This is a genomic window from Bradyrhizobium sp. USDA 3364, from assembly GCF_054056355.1.
Genome location: NZ_JBSRYG010000002.1, coordinates 8,354,033 through 8,369,996, shown reverse-complemented (window position 1 = coordinate 8,369,996; position 15,964 = coordinate 8,354,033). Strand labels below are relative to the sequence as shown.

Genomic DNA, 15,964 nt, shown 5'->3' with positions numbered 1-15,964 from the left:
CGCATGGTAGGTTTTGCACCATGAACGCACATGCATCCATGGCGCGGGCCGAGCCCGCAAAACCCGTCCTGATCGGCGAGCACCTGCGCGAGTGGCGGCAGCGCCGCCATCTGAGCCAGCTCGACCTTGCCGTCGATGCCGAGATCTCGGCACGGCATCTGAGCTTCGTCGAGACCGGCCGCTCGGCGCCGTCACGCGACATGGTCCTCAAACTGGCGGAGCGCCTCGACGTGCCCCTACGCGAACGCAACGTGCTGCTGGTCGCCGCGGGGTTTGCGCCCGCATTCCCGCAACGCTCGCTCGACGATCCCGCGCTGCAATCGGCGCGCGAGGCGATCAATCTGGTGCTGAAGGCGCACGAGCCCAATCCGGCGCTGGCCTATGACCGGCACTACAATCTGGTGTCCGCCAACCGCATGGTGGCGCCCTTGCTCGACGGCGTGCCGCAGCGGCTGCTCGGCCAGCCCTTCAACATCCTGCGGCTGGCCTTCCACCCCGAGGGGCTGGCGCCGCGCACCGTCAATCTGGCGGAATGGGCCGCGCATCTGCTGGAACGGCTGCACCGCCAATGCGAGGCGACCGCCGATCCGGAGCTGCTGAAACTGTACCAGGACCTGAAGTCCTATCCGATCCCGGCGCGCTCCGCGCCGATCACCGCAGACAACAATGTTGCGCTTCCGTTCAAGCTCCGCCTCAATGGCGAGATCCTGAGTTTCATCTCGACCACCATGGTGTTCGGCACGCCGGTCGACATCACGTTGCAGGAACTGGCGCTGGAGACGTTCTTCCCCGCCGATGGGCTGACCGCCGAGCGGATGCGGCAGATGGCAGCCAGTATGAAATAGCGGCTTGTCTCGGAGCGCTTTCGGCCTACCTTTGGGGTTCCATTTTCGCAGGGAACCGCCGAGGAAACCCCAATGAGCGATCTGAAGCCGCTTCGCCTCGACATCGTCTCCGACGTCGTTTGCCCCTGGTGCTACATCGGCAAGCATCGCATCGAGGATGCGCTCAAGCTGGTGTCTGACGTGCCGGTCGAGGTGCACTGGCGGCCGTTCTTCCTCAACAATTGGGTGCCGCGCGAGGGCATCAGCCGCGACGAATATCTCACGGCCAAGTTCGGCTCGGTCGATGCCTACAAGGGCATTGCCGGCCGCGTGGTCGCGGCCGCCAATGAGGAGGGGCTGACCTATCACCCCGAGCTCGTGAAGCGCCAGCCCAACACGATCGACTGCCATCGCCTGATCCATTGGGCCGAGGCCAAGGGCAAGGCGGCCGAAATGAAGCAGCGGCTGATGGAGCTGTATTTCCGCGACGGCGGCGATCTCACCGACAGCAACGTGCTGGTGCAGGCGGCTGCCGATGTCGGGCTCGACGCCGACGACGTGCGCAAACGCCTGGCCACCGACGAGGATGTCGCCCTGGTTTCCGCGCAGGCCCAGGAGGCCGCCGAGAAGGGCATCTCCGGCGTGCCGACTTTCGTGTTCGCACAGAAAATACGCGGTATCCGGCGCCCAGCCGGCCGAGCAACTCGCCCGTGCCATCCGCCAGGTCTCGGCAGAGATCAACGCAGAGGCGGCGGAGTAGTCCGCAGGTCCCTATCGAAAGCCCGGCTCACGCCGGGCTTTTTCATTTGCCCGCACGATCAATCCAACAATCAGGGGAGACAACCATGATCTATGAACTGCGTACCTACACAGTCCGTCCGGGCGCCGTCGGCGAGATGGTGAAGGCGGCGAGCACGATCTCGCGCGATGTCCGCGCCGACAATTTCGGCAAGCTGGAAGGCTACTGGATCACCGAGATCGGACCGCTCAATCAGGTCATGCACATGTGGAGCTACGCCGATCTCAACGAGCGGGCCCGGCTGCGCGCGGAGCTTGCGAAGAATCCGCGCTGGACCGGCGAGTACATTCCGACGATCCGTCCGCTGCTGGTGCGGCAGGAGGTACGGCTGCTCAATGCGATCATTCCGCCGGTGGCGCCGGCGACCAAAGGCAACATCTACGAATTCCGCAACTATCGCGCCAAGCCGCTCGGCGGCGCCAAGCAATGGCTCGACCTGATCACCGGCGTGATGCCGGAACGCGAGAAATATTCCAAGATCGTCGGCCTCTGGACCACCGATGCCGGGCAGCCCAACGAGGTCTGCCATATCTGGGCATATCCGGATCTCAATGCCCGCGCTGCTGCGCGCGGCGCCGCACTGAAGGATCCGGCCTGGCAGGAATTCCTGGGCAAGGGCACGCAGCTGCTCGAGGAGATGCACTCGACCATCATGCTGCCGGCCCCGCATTCGCCGTTGCAGTAAGGACGGTGGCGCAGAAAGTCTCACCCGACGTTTCCATCGGATGAGGCTTTCCAGGCAAGGGCGCGCGCCGTCTGAGAACCAGCGCGCCGCAACGCTAGAAGGGCCAGCTGACACCAACCTGACGGTTGGAACTGATTGTTTCCTGATGTGTCTGCATGCCTACGAAAGGGTAAACCGTCCGCCGCGAGCGCATTACGAAAGCCAGGGCGGCATCCCTAGCGATCCACGCGGGCTTGTGTAAGAGGGGACGTGCTATCCGGGCTTGCCGCGCCGGCTGCGGATGAAGCGGACGGCGCTGCGGGCCGCGTCGTAGCCGAACCTGTTCAGGGTGAGCGCGGCATGGATGGCGCCGACCAGCGGATCGCGGCGCCGCAGCGGCAGCAGCACGTCGCCGATCGCGAACCGGCCGCGCCAGATCGGGTCGATCATGGGGTGGCCGGGCGCCGCGGTGGAATCGGCCGAACCGATCGCGGGATCGGCGCAGAGATGGCGTGTCAGCTCCAGCGTCAATTGCGCGCCGGGCGAATGCTTCGCGAAGCGCTCGTCGATGCCGATCTTGAAGAAGAACGCGCGGTCCTGGTGCCGCACCACGATGCCGCCGGCGACCGGCGTGCCGCCGGCATGCAGCGTGATGATCTCGCAGCGGCCGGCTCCGGCCATCGCCGCCGTCGCGCGGCGGATGAAGGTCGCGTCGCCGGCATGCTGGCCGAGCGCCGTGCCGCGCTGGCTCTTCCAGCCACCGGCTTCGAGGGCCAGGAAGGTCTCGAGCGCCGCGGCAACGGCGCGCGGCGTGCGGGCGACATCGAAGCGCACCGCGCCGTGGTCGGCCAGGCGATGGCGCTGGCGGCGCAGTTCCTTCAGCTTCTTGGGCCCCAGCGCGTCGCGCAGCAATTCGTCGGCATCGCGCGTCGCATCGAGCTGCGCGCGCTGATAGGCGCTGAGCACGCGCGGCTGCAAACCATCCTTTGCGAGCACCGCGCGGATCGCCGCCATCGCCGGACCCTCGAGCGACATGGTGCGCAGGATCAACGCATGCGCGCCCGCATCGCGGGCCTGCTGCAGCATCTTGCCGACCGCCGGCTCGGCGGCGTCGCGATCGAGCAGCGGCGTGCACAGCGTGCCATAGGGTTCGGCGCCGACCAGCGCGGGCAGGGGCATCCGGTAGATCCGCCGCAAAGGCACGACCGGCAACAGCCCGATCAATTGCCCGGCGTCGCCGGCGGCGCTGAGCAGCGCCGCGCCGGTGCGGCCGCGCGCGGAGGCATCGACCGCCAATTCCCAGTCGGGCTGATAGTAGCCATTGGGCTCGATCGCGCGCTCGGCAAGCGCGCGCCACGCGCCGACCGGCGCCGATGACAGCGGCGGCAACGCACGATCGTCCGTGGCATCCTTGTGCGATGCACGGCGGATCATTGCCTGGTCAGCAATATCGGCCACGTCCCTGTTTCCCCGGTGCGTACGCACGGCTGATCAGCCTGCGTTCGTCAGGGGCAACGCTAAAGCAAAGAGATGGAAAATGCCGTTGAGGTCATCGGGCAATTTGAACGGTAGTGTTAACGCGGCGTTCAGCATGTGGCGGAGGGCGATCGCACCATCGCGGCAACCGACCGGTCAAAATCGCGCGAATAGGATGATCCCGCAAGAAAACGCATCGCCCGGAACGCCTGTCGTCCGGATCATTTTCGCACCACCGGTGTGCGCACGTCCGCACTGAGCGGCCGATGCGGGCGCGCCTAGCTGCAAGGTCTCGGGACGGTCCGGGTGCGCAACTCAAAGGAACTGACATGTCGAGATTGGAAGACAAGGTCGCGGTGATCAGCGGCGGCAACAGCGGCATTGGGCTCGCCATCGCGCAGCGCTTCGCGAAGGAAGGCGCGGATGTGTTCATCTTCGGCCGTCGCCAGGACGCGCTCGACAAGGCGGCAAAGCTCATCGGCGGCGGCGTCACCACGATCCGGGCGGATGCGTCCAGGCTCGAAGATCTCGATCGCGTCGCCGGGACGGTTCGCAAGGCGAAGGGCAGGGTGGACGTGGTCGTGTCCAACGCCGGCTTCACCGAGCAGGTGCCGCTGCCTGAGATCACGGAAGAGCACTACGACCGCACGTTCAATCTGATGGCCAAGGGGCCGCTGTTCCTGGTGCAGAAAATGCTGCCGATGATGGCTAGCGGAGGATCGATCATCCTGGTGTCCTCGGCCATGCACTATATGGGCCTTGCGAACCATTCGACGTACGCGGCCACCAAGGCGGCGGTGCGCTCGTACGTGCGGACCTGGGCGGCCGAGTTCAAGGACAGCGGCATCCGCGCAAACCTGCTCAGCCCAGGGCCCGTCGACACGCCGATCATGGACTCCCAGGCGTCGACGCCCGAGCAAGCCGCGGCGATCCGCAAGATGTATTCCAACTATACGCCGATGCTGCGGATCGGGCGTCCGGAGGAGTTGGCGGCGGCCGCTGTCTTCCTCGCGTCAGACGAGAGCTCGTTCATGACAGGTTCCGACATGGTCGTCGACGGCGGCGTCAGCAACGTCTGACCTGCGTAACGTACAGAGCGTTTCCTCCAACATGGGCCAGCATGACATGCGCCATCAGGCTTGGCCGGCGCATGCCGACGTCTCAGACTAAGGTTTGGTGCTCCGTTGCGTTTCCACCGCAACGGTGCTCTCGACCGGCTCGTACTTCTCGGTCACGCAATTGTCGTCGGCATCCACCTGCCGGCGATCGAAGATCGCGCCTTCATTGATGAAGACGCGATAGGTCTGCGTCCCCAGCGGCTTGCCGATCACCGAGGTCAGTTCGGCGCGCACGCAGGCCGTCCAGCCGGTGCCGCGCGGATCGTGCATCGGGGCCGAGACCCGCACATGGGTTGGCTGCGAGCCGGCGGTGAACACCGAATCCAGCTTGCCTGCGACCAGCCGCTTGACGTCCGGAGGCATCTCGAGCGGCGCCGGCTCGGTGGCCTTGACCTTCAACGCCTCCGGCCAGACCGCGTGGCTGTCCGCCAGCCCGCAGCCGCTCAACATTAAGGCGGCGCCGGCCAGCAGCGCCGCCATGTGTACCTGTCCCTGTCCCATTCAACGAATTTAATGTGCCGTCGCCAAGATTGCGCCCCCCTGGTGGCGCTGAATTCGCGTCATGCTGTGACTTGTCGATCAACAAATGTCGAGCGACAAGTTATCGTTGGGGTAGAGGTATTACCGGATGTTTCTACGGCTGCGGGGGGAGAAGGACTGACATGAAGAGCTTCACGGTTGCTGCCGTCGTTCTGGCGCTGATCGCGGCACCGGCCCTGGCCCAGGGCCGGCGAGGGGGCGGCGGGGGCGACGACAGGAAGACGGAGCAGAAGCCCAAGATCGACGAGAAGGCCTACAAGGCCGCGCTCGACCGCATCCCCGAGCCCAAGGAGAAATACGATCCCTGGGGTGTCACCAAGCCGGCTGCCGATCCGGCCAAGAAACCTAAATAGTCGACCGAGATAGTCAGCCGAAATAGTCGGGCTCACCTTCCCCTGCGACCGTTCGACGGCACGACCAGCGTCGGCGGCTGCATATTGCCGCACGCCGTGAACCTTCGCCTGACGGCCTCGACCCATCTCCGATGTCATCGTCGGAGGCTGTCATGCTTCGCCGTTCGCTCCTCGGCCTGATCGTTCCGGCTGTGATCCTGTTCGGCGTCGTCCCGGCGTTGGCGGAAAACCGGCTGGCGCTGGTGATCGGGCAGTCCGCCTACAAATCGGTGCCCGCGCTGCCCAATCCCGCCAACGACGCCAGGGCCATGTCGCAGATGCTGACGGATGCCGGATTTGCGGTGACGACGGCTTCGGATCTGTCGCAGGACGAGATGCGGGCAAGGATCAGCGACTTCGCCGGCCAGGTAGCGGCGAAGGGCGCCGACACCGTGGCGCTGGTGTTCTATGCCGGGCACGGCCTGCAGATCGACGGCGAGAATTATCTGGTGCCGGTCGACGTCGATCCGAAGCGTGAGGCCGACATCCCGATCCAGGCGGTTCGCCTCAACGACATCCTCAACACGCTGACCTCGGTGCCGAGCCGGATGCGCATCGTGCTGCTCGATGCCTGCCGCAACAATCCGTTCCCGGAGCTCAGCAAGACCGCGGGGCACGGCCTTGCCATCGTCGATGCTCGGGTCGGCGCGCCCGGCACCTTCGTGTCGTTCTCGACCTCACCGGGCGCGGAAGCCGAGGACGGCAGCGGCGCCAACAGTCCCTATACGACCGCGTTGCTGGCGTCCGCAAAGGAGCCGGGCATCCCGATCGAGGACACGTTCAAGCGCGTTCGGCTTGCGGTGAACAAGGCGACCGACGGCCGCCAGACACCGTGGGACTCGTCGTCGCTCACCGACGATTTCCGCTTCATGGCAGCTCCGTCGGCGTCGCCCGCGGCCACGTCGCAGCCGGCCGCGGCCAAGCGCACCGTCGATGATTGGAAACGCGAACTGCAGGGCAAGCCGATCGAGGCCGCAAGCGAGCTGATGGTGGTCGACGGCACCGACGAAGCCTACGAAGCTTTCGCCACGGTTTTCGCCGGCACGCCGCGCGGCCTGCAGGCACGCGACTGGCTCGACCGGCACCGCCGCATGGTGGCATGGAACAACGCGGTTCTCGTCAACACGGCGGCCGCCTATCGCGGCTTCCTCGCGCAATATCCTGACACCGACCTTACAGCCACCGCGCGCAAGTTGATCGATCGGCTGCGCTACCGTCCCGATCTGACGCCGGCCGCCGCGCTCAGCGTGCCCGCGACCAATGTCGCGCTGGCGGCGCCGACCTGTCCTTGCAACGCCGCGCCGCCGCAGCCGCAGAAGGCCGTGGCACCCGCGAAGAAGCGCGTCGATCCCGATCCGCCGCGGCGCGCCGGCAAGCGTCCGCCGCGTGTCGTGGTCGAGGACGACGTCGTCGTGGTGCGCCGTCCGCCTCCGGCCGTGGTCTATGAGCCGGTCGGTCCGCCTGTCGGCGTTGGAATCGGCATTGGCATCGGCGGCGGCGGTGGTTATCGCGGCGGTTATCGTGGCAACGATGGCGGCGGCTATCACAGGGGTGGATACTGACGCGCCGATCGCGTAAAGGCATTCCCGCATGAGATGCGGCGATCAATGATCGCATCTTGCGGGAGGACGCAATGCGGACCCTGTTTCGCCTGCTCGCCGCGCTGCTGTGTGTACAGCCGGCGCTCGCCTGGGAGTATTGGGGCGGGGACCGCGGCGGACAGCGCTTCTCGCCGCTGACGCAGATCACGCCGGACAATGTCGGCACGCTGGTGCGCGGCTGGGAGTTTCGCGCCGGCGATCTCGACGCCCGTCCGCCCGAGGTCATGAAGCGCACCAAGTTCGAGGCGACACCGCTGTTCGTCGAGGACAGCCTGATCTTCTGCACGCCGTTCAACGAAGTGATCGCGCTCGATCCCGGCACCGGTGCGCAGAAATGGCGGTTCGATCCGAAGATCAGCATGGCGCAGCGGCCGGCGAACCGCTTTGTCTGCCGCGGCGTCGCGCACTGGACGGACGATCGAGCGGCTGATGGTGCGGCCTGCAAGTCGCGCATCTTCACCGGCACCAACGACGCGCGCCTGATCGCGCTCGATGCCAGGACCGGCAAACCCTGTGCCGATTTCGGTAACGCTGGCGAGATCAAGATCGACCCCGGGATGAAGCTCGCATGGCCGGGCGAGTTTCAGCTCACATCGGCGCCGGTGACGGGCCACGGCGTGGTCGTGGTCGGGTCCTCGATCGCCGACAACCGGCGCGTCGATGCACCGGTCGGTGCGGTGCGCGCCTTCGATGCACGGACCGGCCAGCCGCGCTGGAGCTTCGATCCGCTCGTGCACAGCGGCATCGAGGCCGGCCACAGCAATGTCTGGGCGCCGATGTCGGTCGACGAGGAGCGGGGGCTGGTGTTCCTGCCGACGACGTCGCCCAGCCCCGACTTCTGGGGCGGCAAGCGCCCGGGCAATAACGAGCACGCCAATTCCGTCGTCGCGCTCCGCATCGAGACCGGCGAACTGGCGTGGGCGTTCCAGACCGTGCATCACGATGTCTGGGATTACGATTTGCCGGCGCAGCCGACGCTGGCGCGGATCGACACCGGCAACGGCATGCGCGACGTCGTGATCCAGCCGACCAAACAGGGATTTGTGTTCGTGCTCGATCGCGACACCGGCAAACCGGTGTGGCCGGTCGAGGAGCGCGCGGTGCCGCAGAATGGCGCCGAGGGCGAGATGCTGTCGCCGACGCAGCCGTTCCCGACCCATGTGCCGCCGCTGCTGACGCAGCGGTTCACCGCCGACGATGTCGCCAGCATGCTGCCCGGCGTCAGGGACCCGGCTTGCGAGAAGCTGTTCGCGCAATCCCGCAATGACGGCCTCTACACGCCGCCGTCGACGCAAGGCACCATCGTCTATCCGATGACCGGCGGCGGCGTGAACTGGGGCAGCGCAGCGTTCGATCCGGTCAACCAGATCCTGTTCGCGAATGTCAGCCATGCCGCGCACATGATCACCTTGATTCCGCGCGACCAGGCCAAGGGCTTCAATCCGCCGCCCGGCCATGATTTCGGTCCGCAGGACGGCGCGCCGTTTGCGATGTCGCGGGGGCTGGTGAAATCGGCGGTCGGGTCACCCTGCAACAAGCCGCCATGGGGCGAGACGGTGGCCGTCGATCTCAAGGCCGGCAAGATCCTCTGGCATTCGACGGTCGGCACCAGCGAGGATCTCGCGCCGTTCGGCATCGCGCTCAATACCGGCACGCCGCTGCTCAGCGGCGTCGCGATCACCGCGGGCGGGCTGCTGTTCACCGGCGCGATGGATGCCTATCTGCGCGCGTTCGACGTCAAGTCGGGAAAGCAATTGTGGCTCGGCCGGCTTCCGGTGCCGGGCGTCGCCAATCCGATGACCTATCTCTGGCAGGGCGAGCAGTATGTCGCGATCGGCGCCGGCGGTCATTCCGAGGGCGGCACGACGATCGGCGACAGCGTCGTTGCGTTTCGCCTACCGCGCCAGGGCGAAAGCGTTTCGATGTGGACGCGTTTGATCGATCGTCCTGGCGGACGGTTTGTGCTCAAGATGATCGAGGCGGCCCTCTTGCTGATTGCCCTGTCTCCGCTCGCCGCGTTGCTGTGGCGCCGGCGGCGCGCGAAAGCCGAGTGACGCAGTCGCCGGCGCTCGTTGCGCGCTGCATGACAAATCAGCGACATGGCTTCTCAATCCGTGCATCGAAACGACGTGCAGATGCTCGCACGCGATATCATGCTTGCGTTCGCCGCGACGCTTCGCCTAGGAGGTCGCGAACGGATGCGCTGGACTTCCAGCGAGCTGTTCATTTCAGGTCATTATCCATGGAGATTGCGATGAAGATCATTGCCTCGATCATGCTTGCCGCCGCGCTCGCGCTGTCGTCCGCGCCGGCCAACGCCACCGTCCTCGATCTCTCGACCATGACCTGCAAGCAGTTCGTCGAAGGCGGCGACGACACCATCAAGATGGTGCTGATCTGGATGGACGGCTGGTACAAGGGCGATTCCGACGAGGCGATCATCGACACCGACGTGTTCGCCGAGAACGCCAAGAAGTTCGGCACCTATTGCGGAAAGAATCCGACGATCAGCATCGTTAATGCGGCGGAGGCCGTGCTCGGCAAGTAAATCTTGCAGCTTGATTAGCCTGAACCCTCATGGTGAGGAGCGCGGAACGCGCGTCTCGAACCATGAGGCCGGCCTGGTGGCCTCGTCCTTGGAGACGCTTGCTGCGCAAGCTCCTCAGGATGAGGAGATACACCGTCTATGATGAGAGAGGCCTATCCCGGCAGCATCGCGAAGGCGCTCGAGACCATCGCCACCGGCTTGTTGTCGGTGGCGGAGAGCAGCGTGACGCGGCCGAAGCTCATGGTGCGGCCGAGCCGGACCACGCGGGCGTCGGCCAGCACGTCGGAGGCGGTCACCGCGCGCATGAAATGCGTGGTCTGGTCGACCGTCGTCATCGGCCGGTACCCCTTGTTGGCGGCGAGATTGGCCAGCACCATCGCGGTGTCGGCGAACGCCATCAGCGCCTGGCCGCAGACGATGCCGCCATTGCGGCACAGCCGCTCGGAAAACGGCATGCGCAGGATCGCGCCGGGCTGCCAGTCGGCATCGCCGCCGGCGGGGGCTGCGATGTCGAACCGCTCGACCGACAAATTGAGGTCCTGCACCCATGGCGCAAAGACGTCGCCGAGCACGCGCTTTGCGTCTTCGATCCCGAATTCACCGGCTTGCTGCTGCATGACGTCCCGTTTCCTTCGCTGATGTTCTTGTTTGCCAACTATTGCCTAGAGCATGATCCGGAAAAGTGGAAACCGGTTTTCCGAAAAGATCATGCTCAAACAAAGAGATGAGATCGTGATGCGGTTCCGTGGAAACGCATTGCGATCTAGTTGCTTCTGACATGCACGCGCGGCGTCTTGCCGTCGTTCCACTTGCCGTCGATTGCCCGCTCGATCTGGGCGGCGAGTTGCAGCAATAGTCCGTCATTGGCCTGCTTTCCGATCGCCTGGATGCCGAGCGGCAGGCCGTGCTCGTTGGTCGCGAGCGGCAGCGAGACCGCGGGGATGCCGCAGAGATTGGCGAGCGGCGTGAAGGCGAAGTTGCGCCAGAGATTGCCGAACCAGTCCAGCACCGACGGATTGTCCGAGATGGTGAGATATTCCGTGGTGCCGACCTTCGGCGTCGGCAGTGCCGTGACCGGCGTCAGGATGATGTCCCAGTCCTCGAAGAAGGCGCCGAAGCCGCGCGCCGTGGTGTTGAAGACGGCCTGCATGCGGGCGCGATCGGCGAAGCTGAAGTCGCGGCCGTGCTCCCAGATGCGGATGTTGATCGGCTCGATCAAATCTGCCGGCGGCCGCTCCAGTCCGCGCGCGGCGAGCATGTTGCCGATCACGACGGCGAAATTGCTGATGTAGCAGGTGGTCTGCGCCGCGAAGGCATCCTGGTAGTCGATCGACGGCAGCGCGTAATCGACCTGATGGCCGAGGCCTTCGAGGAAGCGCCCCACCCGCTCGAGCTCGGCGGCGATATGCGGCGTCGCGCGATAGTCGCCCCATTGGTGCGACAGCGCGATCCTGAGCCGGCCGGGGTCGCGCGCGATCATCGCGGTATATGGTTCTGCCGACGTCCAGAACGGCATGAACTCGCCGGGCGCAGGTCCGCGGCAGGCGTCGACGAAGGCCGCGGTGTCGCGCACCGAGCGCGACTGGCAGCCCTGGATCGAGACGAGGCCAGTGAGATCGGACAGATGCGGCGCGAGCGAGAACACGCCGCGCGACACTTTCAGTCCGATATTGCCGTTGACACCGGCGGGAATCCGGATCGAGCCGCCGCCGTCGGTCGCATGCGCGATCGGGACGGCGCCGGCGGCAACCATCGCAGCACTGCCGGCCGACGAGCCGCAGGTGGTGTAGTCGGTGTTCCAGGGATTGCGCGTGACATAGACCGCGGGATTTTCCGCCGAGCTGCAGACGCCGAACTCCGGCGTCGTGGTGCGGCCGATCAAATTGAGACCGGCCTTGCGCATTTTCGCCGTCAGGAAGGTGTCGGCCGTGGCGCGATTGCCGCGCATCATCAACGAGCCCATCTCCTGCAGCCGTCCCTTCAAGGTCGGGCCGAGATCCTTCATCAGGAAGGGCAGACCGGCGAACGGCCCGTTGAGATCGGCGCCGTCGCGCGCGGGATCGGCGATCACGTCGTCGAACAGCTCGACCACGCCCGAGAGCGCGGGATCGACCTTGGCAACCGCGGCGGCAGCCTGCGCCGCCAGCTCACGCGGCGTGAGCTCGCCCTTGCGGACACGCGCGGCGAGCGCCGTCCCGTCCTGCCGCGTCCATTCGTCCCAGCTCATCGCCAAAGTCATTTCGTCGATTCCTTTTCTCGTTTGTTGCGCACTGTAATTTGCGCGGCCGCGCGGTCAAACCATCGCGCTCGCGCCGCGCTCCGACGCGCTCGCGCTGCGCTCACGCTGCACTGCAAGGGCCGTGCCCGGCTTGAAAATGCCCCAGTTTTGGCGCCCGATAGCCCCTTCGTCGGTGGTGGGGCGTACATGTTCCGCAGGTTGGTGTTGCTCGGCGGCGTGATTGTGATGGGGCTGGTGCTCAGCGGTTGCACGCGCTGCGGTCCGATCTGGGACGACTGGATGCAGTCGCCGAAATCCTGCAAGTCAGACCACCTCTAGGGCAGGGACAGGCACCCTCGTCACAGGCATGCTTGGCGGCGGCCTTCTTGCGGTGATATACCGCGCACGAAAATGCAAGGAGCGTTCTCATGAGAGTTTTGTGCGCAGTCGCGGTTGCGGTGCTGCTGTCGGCGCCGGCCTATGCGCAGCAGATGCCCAACATCAACCTGATGCCTGAAGTCAAGTCCAAGACTCAGGAGGAGAAAGATCAGGACGCGGTCAACGACAGGGCCTACAAGGATTCGCTCAGCAAGATTCCCGATGCCAAGGGATCGTCCGATCCCTGGGGCGTCGTGCGCAGCGACCCGCCGAAGGCGGCAGCCCATCCCGCCAAGCCGAAGACCAAGACCGGCAGCTCCGCGCAGCCCGGAAGCCCTGCGCAGCGCAGCCAGTAAGCGCCGTTCGCCAGGCTTCGTCCGTCTCCTGCAGACTCGGATTCTCGTGGCACCGCCCCTATATTGGGGGCGTCGTCAGTTGGTTCGGAGTTGCGGCAATGGTGTTTCGTCCGCGCGATCTCGCCAGCCGGATGGCCGAGCGGCGCAAGCCGGATGACGGCTATCTGCGCGAGACCTTCAGCCTGCCGCGCGATCAGGCCCGCCTGCGCGCGCGTGACTTTCTCAAGCGCTATCCGAAGGCCGCTTATATGAGCGCCGTCGAGAGCTGGCGCGAGCTGCCCGGCGGCGACATCGAGTTCACGATGCGGCGGCTGGCCAGTGCGGACTAGAGAGCGAATGCTCTAGCGCGGCCGGCCTGCCAGCCCGGCTGAGGACTGCGCCTCACTCCCCGTCGCTTCGCCCGCGGGCCTGTCTCCGGCCGAGATTGTTCAGTTCGCGATCGATCCGCAGCTGAACGCGGCGGATCGCCAAGAGGTCGAGCTTCGCTTCGGTCTTGCCCGTGAACACCCGATCGCCGATCTGGAAGCGCCATTTCCAGACGCCGGCCACGAGTTGCGTGACACTGAATTCGACGCCCTTGTGAATCATCTGGAACGGTTCCGCGAATGAATGGCGGTCGTCGATATTTAAACTAATGGTTGTAACGATAATTGACACCCGTCAAACGATAGAGTGAAAAAGCTGCGCCCGTTCGGGCGTCGTTGCGGATCCGGAAGGGGATCCGTCCGCCAGCGGGATCGCCTGTCGCGCGACGCGCAATTTGCGCTGGTTGAGCAGGCCAATGTTAGGACCACTGGCGGACCCCTGAGTCTTCCCTCGAACGCTACGTAGTTTTTTTAGGCGTCAGGAGGGGTACGAAGGTAGTATGCAGATTGTGCCAGCGGCCATTTCCGCGCCACCGGACCCGTAGTTAACATATTGATTATTCGATAGGCTTTTGATCACGGTGGCGTCACATACTGCCGGAACTTTGTTCTGGCCCGGAGAACTACGGACCATCGATGGCGCTCGTCGAATGCCCGGTCTTGAAGGTCGAGTCCGATGAGACGGGCGACTCAGAGGCACGGTTACGGCTGGCTGGCTTAATTCGGCTGCGCGAGGGGCGGAATTCGGCTTCCGACGTCGCGATTTACACAGCCTCTATCGTGAACGAGTTTATACCTGCCGGTACTGGCCGAAATAGGCCACTGTCCCTTTGCCAGAAGGAACGGTTGCGCTGGAAATCCCGTCCGAGCTGTCAGGGAAGAGTTGGAAGGCCCTAAAAGCTGTGGGTGGTCCTCATTGTCTCTCTGGCCGAGCCGAAGGATATGCCGGCTTGCGTAATCCGAAGCAAGCCGGCCACTGATTCCGACGCAACCCGGCCACCGATTCCGACGGAAGTCGGCCACCGATTCCGATCGAAGCCGGCCACCCTGTTGAGACCGGCCTGACGCTCTCGAAGACGGCGATCGAATCGCGGACCAGCCCCCCTTTGCGGCCGAGCAAGGGGAGGTCTGATGCCCGCCGAGAGAGCGCCGATGCGGAAGGTTCGAGAAGTTTTGAGACTGCGGCACGCCCTTGGCGTGAGCGAGCGGCAGATCGCCGTCACCGTCGGCATCAGCCGATCGACGGTTGGCGAGTATCTGCGGCGGGCTGCCGTGATCGGCATCACCTGGCCGGTGCCGGAAGGGATGGACGACGGCGAGCTCGAGCGCCGGCTGTTCACGCCGCCGACATTCGAGGAGAAGCCGGCGCGGCCGTTGCCCGACTGGACGGCGGTGCACCGGGAGCTGAAGCGGCGCAGCGTGACGCTGCTCTTGCTGTGGGAGGAATATCGCGCGGAGCACGCGGACGGCTATGGCTACAGCCGGTTCTGCGATCTCTACCGGAAATGGAGCGAGACGATCTCGCCGACCATGCGGCAGGCGCATGGGCCTGGAGAGAAGCTGTTCGTCGACTTCGCGGGCGACACGGTGCCGGTGTTCGACGCCGCTACCGGCGCGCAGCGGCTGGCCCATGTCTTTGTCGCCGTGCTGGGAGCATCCAACTACACCTTTGCCGAGGCGCGCTGGTCGGAGGGGTTGGCTGACTGGATTGCGGTGCACGTCAATGCTTTGCGGGCGATCGGCGGCGTGCCGAAGGCGATCGTCTGCGACAATCTGAAATCCGGCGTCACCGCCACCTGTCGCTATGAGCCGGGCATCAACCGCACCTACCAGGAGCTGGCCCAGCATTACGGCACCGCGATCCTGCCCACGCGTCCGCGCAAGCCGCGCGACAAGGCGAAGGTGGAAGTGGCGGTGCAAATCGTCCAGCGGTTTGTGCTGGCGAGGCTGCGGAACCAGCGCTTCTTCTCGCTTGACGAACTCAACGCGGCAATCCGCGAGGCGATCGCCGACCTCAACGCCAAGATCATGCGCAAGCTCGGCGTGAGCCGCAATGAGCTGTTCGCGCAGATCGACAAGCCGGCGCTCAAAGCCCTACCGCCGATGCCGTATCAGTATGCCGAGTGGAAGAAGTGCCGGGTCGCGCCCGACTATCACGTCGAGCTCGCCGGTCACTACTACTCGGTGCCCTCACGTCTGATCCGCGAAGAGCTCGAGGCGCGCATAACCGACAGGACGATCGAGATCCTGCACAAGGGCATCCGGGTGGCCAGCCACGCCCGCTCTGACGTGCCCCATCGCCACACCACGATCCCGGAGCACATGCCGAGCGCGCACCGGCGCTATGCCGAATGGACGCCGGCGCGGATCAAACGAGAAGCCGCCAAGATCGGCCCCGCCACGATCGCTCTCGTCGAGGCGATCATGAGAGCCAAGCCACACCCCGAGCAGGGCTTCCGGGCTTGTCTCGGCATTCTGCGGCTCGCACGCAGCTACGGCTCGGCCCGCATCGAGGCCGCCTGCCAGCGCGGCAACGACATCGGCGCGACCACCTACGGCTCGATCAAGTCGATCCTGCAGCACGGGCTCGATCGCGCCTACGCGAATGAACAGCCGCCGGACGGGCCACCAATCCGACACGGCAACATCCGCGGCACCGATTACTACCACTGAAGAAAGGAGAGA

At 65.4% G+C, this 15,964-nt stretch carries 16 protein-coding genes and 1 pseudogene; 12 read left to right on the top strand and 5 right to left on the bottom strand.

The window, feature by feature from the left end:
- Positions 1–20: 20 nt before the first annotated feature.
- The 3 genes and pseudogenes from ACVILL_RS39615 to ACVILL_RS39605 all read left to right on the top strand — a co-directional run bounded on the left by ACVILL_RS39615 (position 21) and on the right by ACVILL_RS39605 (position 2,308).
- Complete coding sequence (locus tag ACVILL_RS39615; RefSeq protein WP_456733978.1) at positions 21–845, top strand: helix-turn-helix domain-containing protein; 825 nt, start codon at positions 21–23, stop codon at positions 843–845.
- Between the two features lie 72 nt (positions 846–917).
- Positions 918–1,584, top strand: a pseudogene (locus ACVILL_RS39610) (DsbA family oxidoreductase).
- Between the two features lie 85 nt (positions 1,585–1,669).
- A complete protein-coding gene (locus ACVILL_RS39605) occupies positions 1,670–2,308 on the top strand; it encodes an NIPSNAP family protein (protein ID WP_456733977.1) in 639 nt (212 codons plus the stop codon).
- Positions 2,309–2,560: 252 nt separating this feature from the next.
- Here the strand turns inward: ACVILL_RS39605 and ACVILL_RS39600 are convergent, their stop codons facing one another.
- Positions 2,561–3,745 carry a GNAT family N-acetyltransferase gene (locus ACVILL_RS39600; RefSeq protein WP_456733976.1) on the bottom strand — a complete coding sequence of 395 codons (1,185 nt, stop codon included), beginning with the start codon at positions 3,743–3,745 and terminating at the stop codon, positions 2,561–2,563.
- Positions 3,746–4,092: 347 nt separating this feature from the next.
- Between ACVILL_RS39600 and ACVILL_RS39595 the strand changes: the two genes are divergently transcribed.
- Complete coding sequence (locus ACVILL_RS39595) at positions 4,093–4,842, top strand: SDR family NAD(P)-dependent oxidoreductase (RefSeq protein WP_456733975.1); 750 nt, start codon at positions 4,093–4,095, stop codon at positions 4,840–4,842.
- Positions 4,843–4,929: 87 nt separating this feature from the next.
- Here the strand turns inward: ACVILL_RS39595 and ACVILL_RS39590 are convergent, their stop codons facing one another.
- The gene (locus ACVILL_RS39590) at positions 4,930–5,361 is read right to left on the bottom strand and encodes a hypothetical protein (RefSeq protein ID WP_456733974.1); all 432 of its coding nucleotides are present in this window, start codon (positions 5,359–5,361) and stop codon (positions 4,930–4,932) included.
- Between the two features lie 182 nt (positions 5,362–5,543).
- On the opposite strand from ACVILL_RS39590, the gene ACVILL_RS39585 reads away from it, so the two are divergent.
- From ACVILL_RS39585 to ACVILL_RS39570, 4 genes are all read left to right on the top strand, one after another.
- The gene (locus ACVILL_RS39585; RefSeq protein WP_456733973.1) at positions 5,544–5,774 is read left to right on the top strand and encodes a hypothetical protein; all 231 of its coding nucleotides are present in this window, start codon (positions 5,544–5,546) and stop codon (positions 5,772–5,774) included.
- 152 nt (positions 5,775–5,926) lie between these two features.
- Complete coding sequence (locus ACVILL_RS39580; protein ID WP_456733972.1) at positions 5,927–7,375, top strand: caspase family protein; 1,449 nt, start codon at positions 5,927–5,929, stop codon at positions 7,373–7,375.
- A gap of 71 nt (positions 7,376–7,446) precedes the next feature.
- Positions 7,447–9,468 (top strand): pyrroloquinoline quinone-dependent dehydrogenase, encoded by a 2,022-nt coding sequence (locus ACVILL_RS39575; RefSeq protein WP_456733971.1) that lies wholly within the window; start codon positions 7,447–7,449, stop codon positions 9,466–9,468.
- Between the two features lie 200 nt (positions 9,469–9,668).
- The gene (locus ACVILL_RS39570; RefSeq protein ID WP_456733970.1) at positions 9,669–9,962 is read left to right on the top strand and encodes an HdeA/HdeB family chaperone; all 294 of its coding nucleotides are present in this window, start codon (positions 9,669–9,671) and stop codon (positions 9,960–9,962) included.
- Positions 9,963–10,114: 152 nt separating this feature from the next.
- Here ACVILL_RS39570 and ACVILL_RS39565 read toward each other — a convergent pair whose 3' ends face one another.
- Positions 10,115–10,579 (bottom strand): PaaI family thioesterase, encoded by a 465-nt coding sequence (locus tag ACVILL_RS39565; protein ID WP_456733969.1) that lies wholly within the window; start codon positions 10,577–10,579, stop codon positions 10,115–10,117.
- 146 nt (positions 10,580–10,725) lie between these two features.
- On the bottom strand, positions 10,726–12,201 hold the full coding sequence (locus ACVILL_RS39560) for an amidase (RefSeq protein WP_456733968.1): 1,476 nt from the start codon (positions 12,199–12,201) through the stop codon (positions 10,726–10,728).
- Positions 12,202–12,387: 186 nt separating this feature from the next.
- Here ACVILL_RS39560 and ACVILL_RS39555 point away from each other — a divergent pair, with 186 nt between their 5' ends.
- The 3 genes from ACVILL_RS39555 to ACVILL_RS39545 all read left to right on the top strand — a co-directional run bounded on the left by ACVILL_RS39555 (position 12,388) and on the right by ACVILL_RS39545 (position 13,243).
- Entirely contained in the window at positions 12,388–12,519 is a 132-nt protein-coding gene (locus ACVILL_RS39555) for a peptidylprolyl isomerase (protein ID WP_456733967.1), read from the top strand.
- An 89-nt stretch (positions 12,520–12,608) separates the two neighbouring features.
- A complete protein-coding gene (locus ACVILL_RS39550; RefSeq protein ID WP_456733966.1) occupies positions 12,609–12,914 on the top strand; it encodes a hypothetical protein in 306 nt (101 codons plus the stop codon).
- A gap of 98 nt (positions 12,915–13,012) precedes the next feature.
- Entirely contained in the window at positions 13,013–13,243 is a 231-nt protein-coding gene (locus ACVILL_RS39545; protein ID WP_166207085.1) for a hypothetical protein, read from the top strand.
- A gap of 52 nt (positions 13,244–13,295) precedes the next feature.
- On the opposite strand, the gene ACVILL_RS39540 is transcribed toward ACVILL_RS39545, so the two are convergent.
- Positions 13,296–13,502 (bottom strand): hypothetical protein, encoded by a 207-nt coding sequence (locus tag ACVILL_RS39540; protein ID WP_456733965.1) that lies wholly within the window; start codon positions 13,500–13,502, stop codon positions 13,296–13,298.
- Positions 13,503–14,431: 929 nt separating this feature from the next.
- Here ACVILL_RS39540 and istA point away from each other — a divergent pair.
- Positions 14,432–15,952 carry an IS21 family transposase gene (gene istA / locus ACVILL_RS39535; RefSeq protein ID WP_456727992.1) on the top strand — a complete coding sequence of 507 codons (1,521 nt, stop codon included), beginning with the start codon at positions 14,432–14,434 and terminating at the stop codon, positions 15,950–15,952.
- Positions 15,953–15,964: the final 12 nt, after the last annotated feature.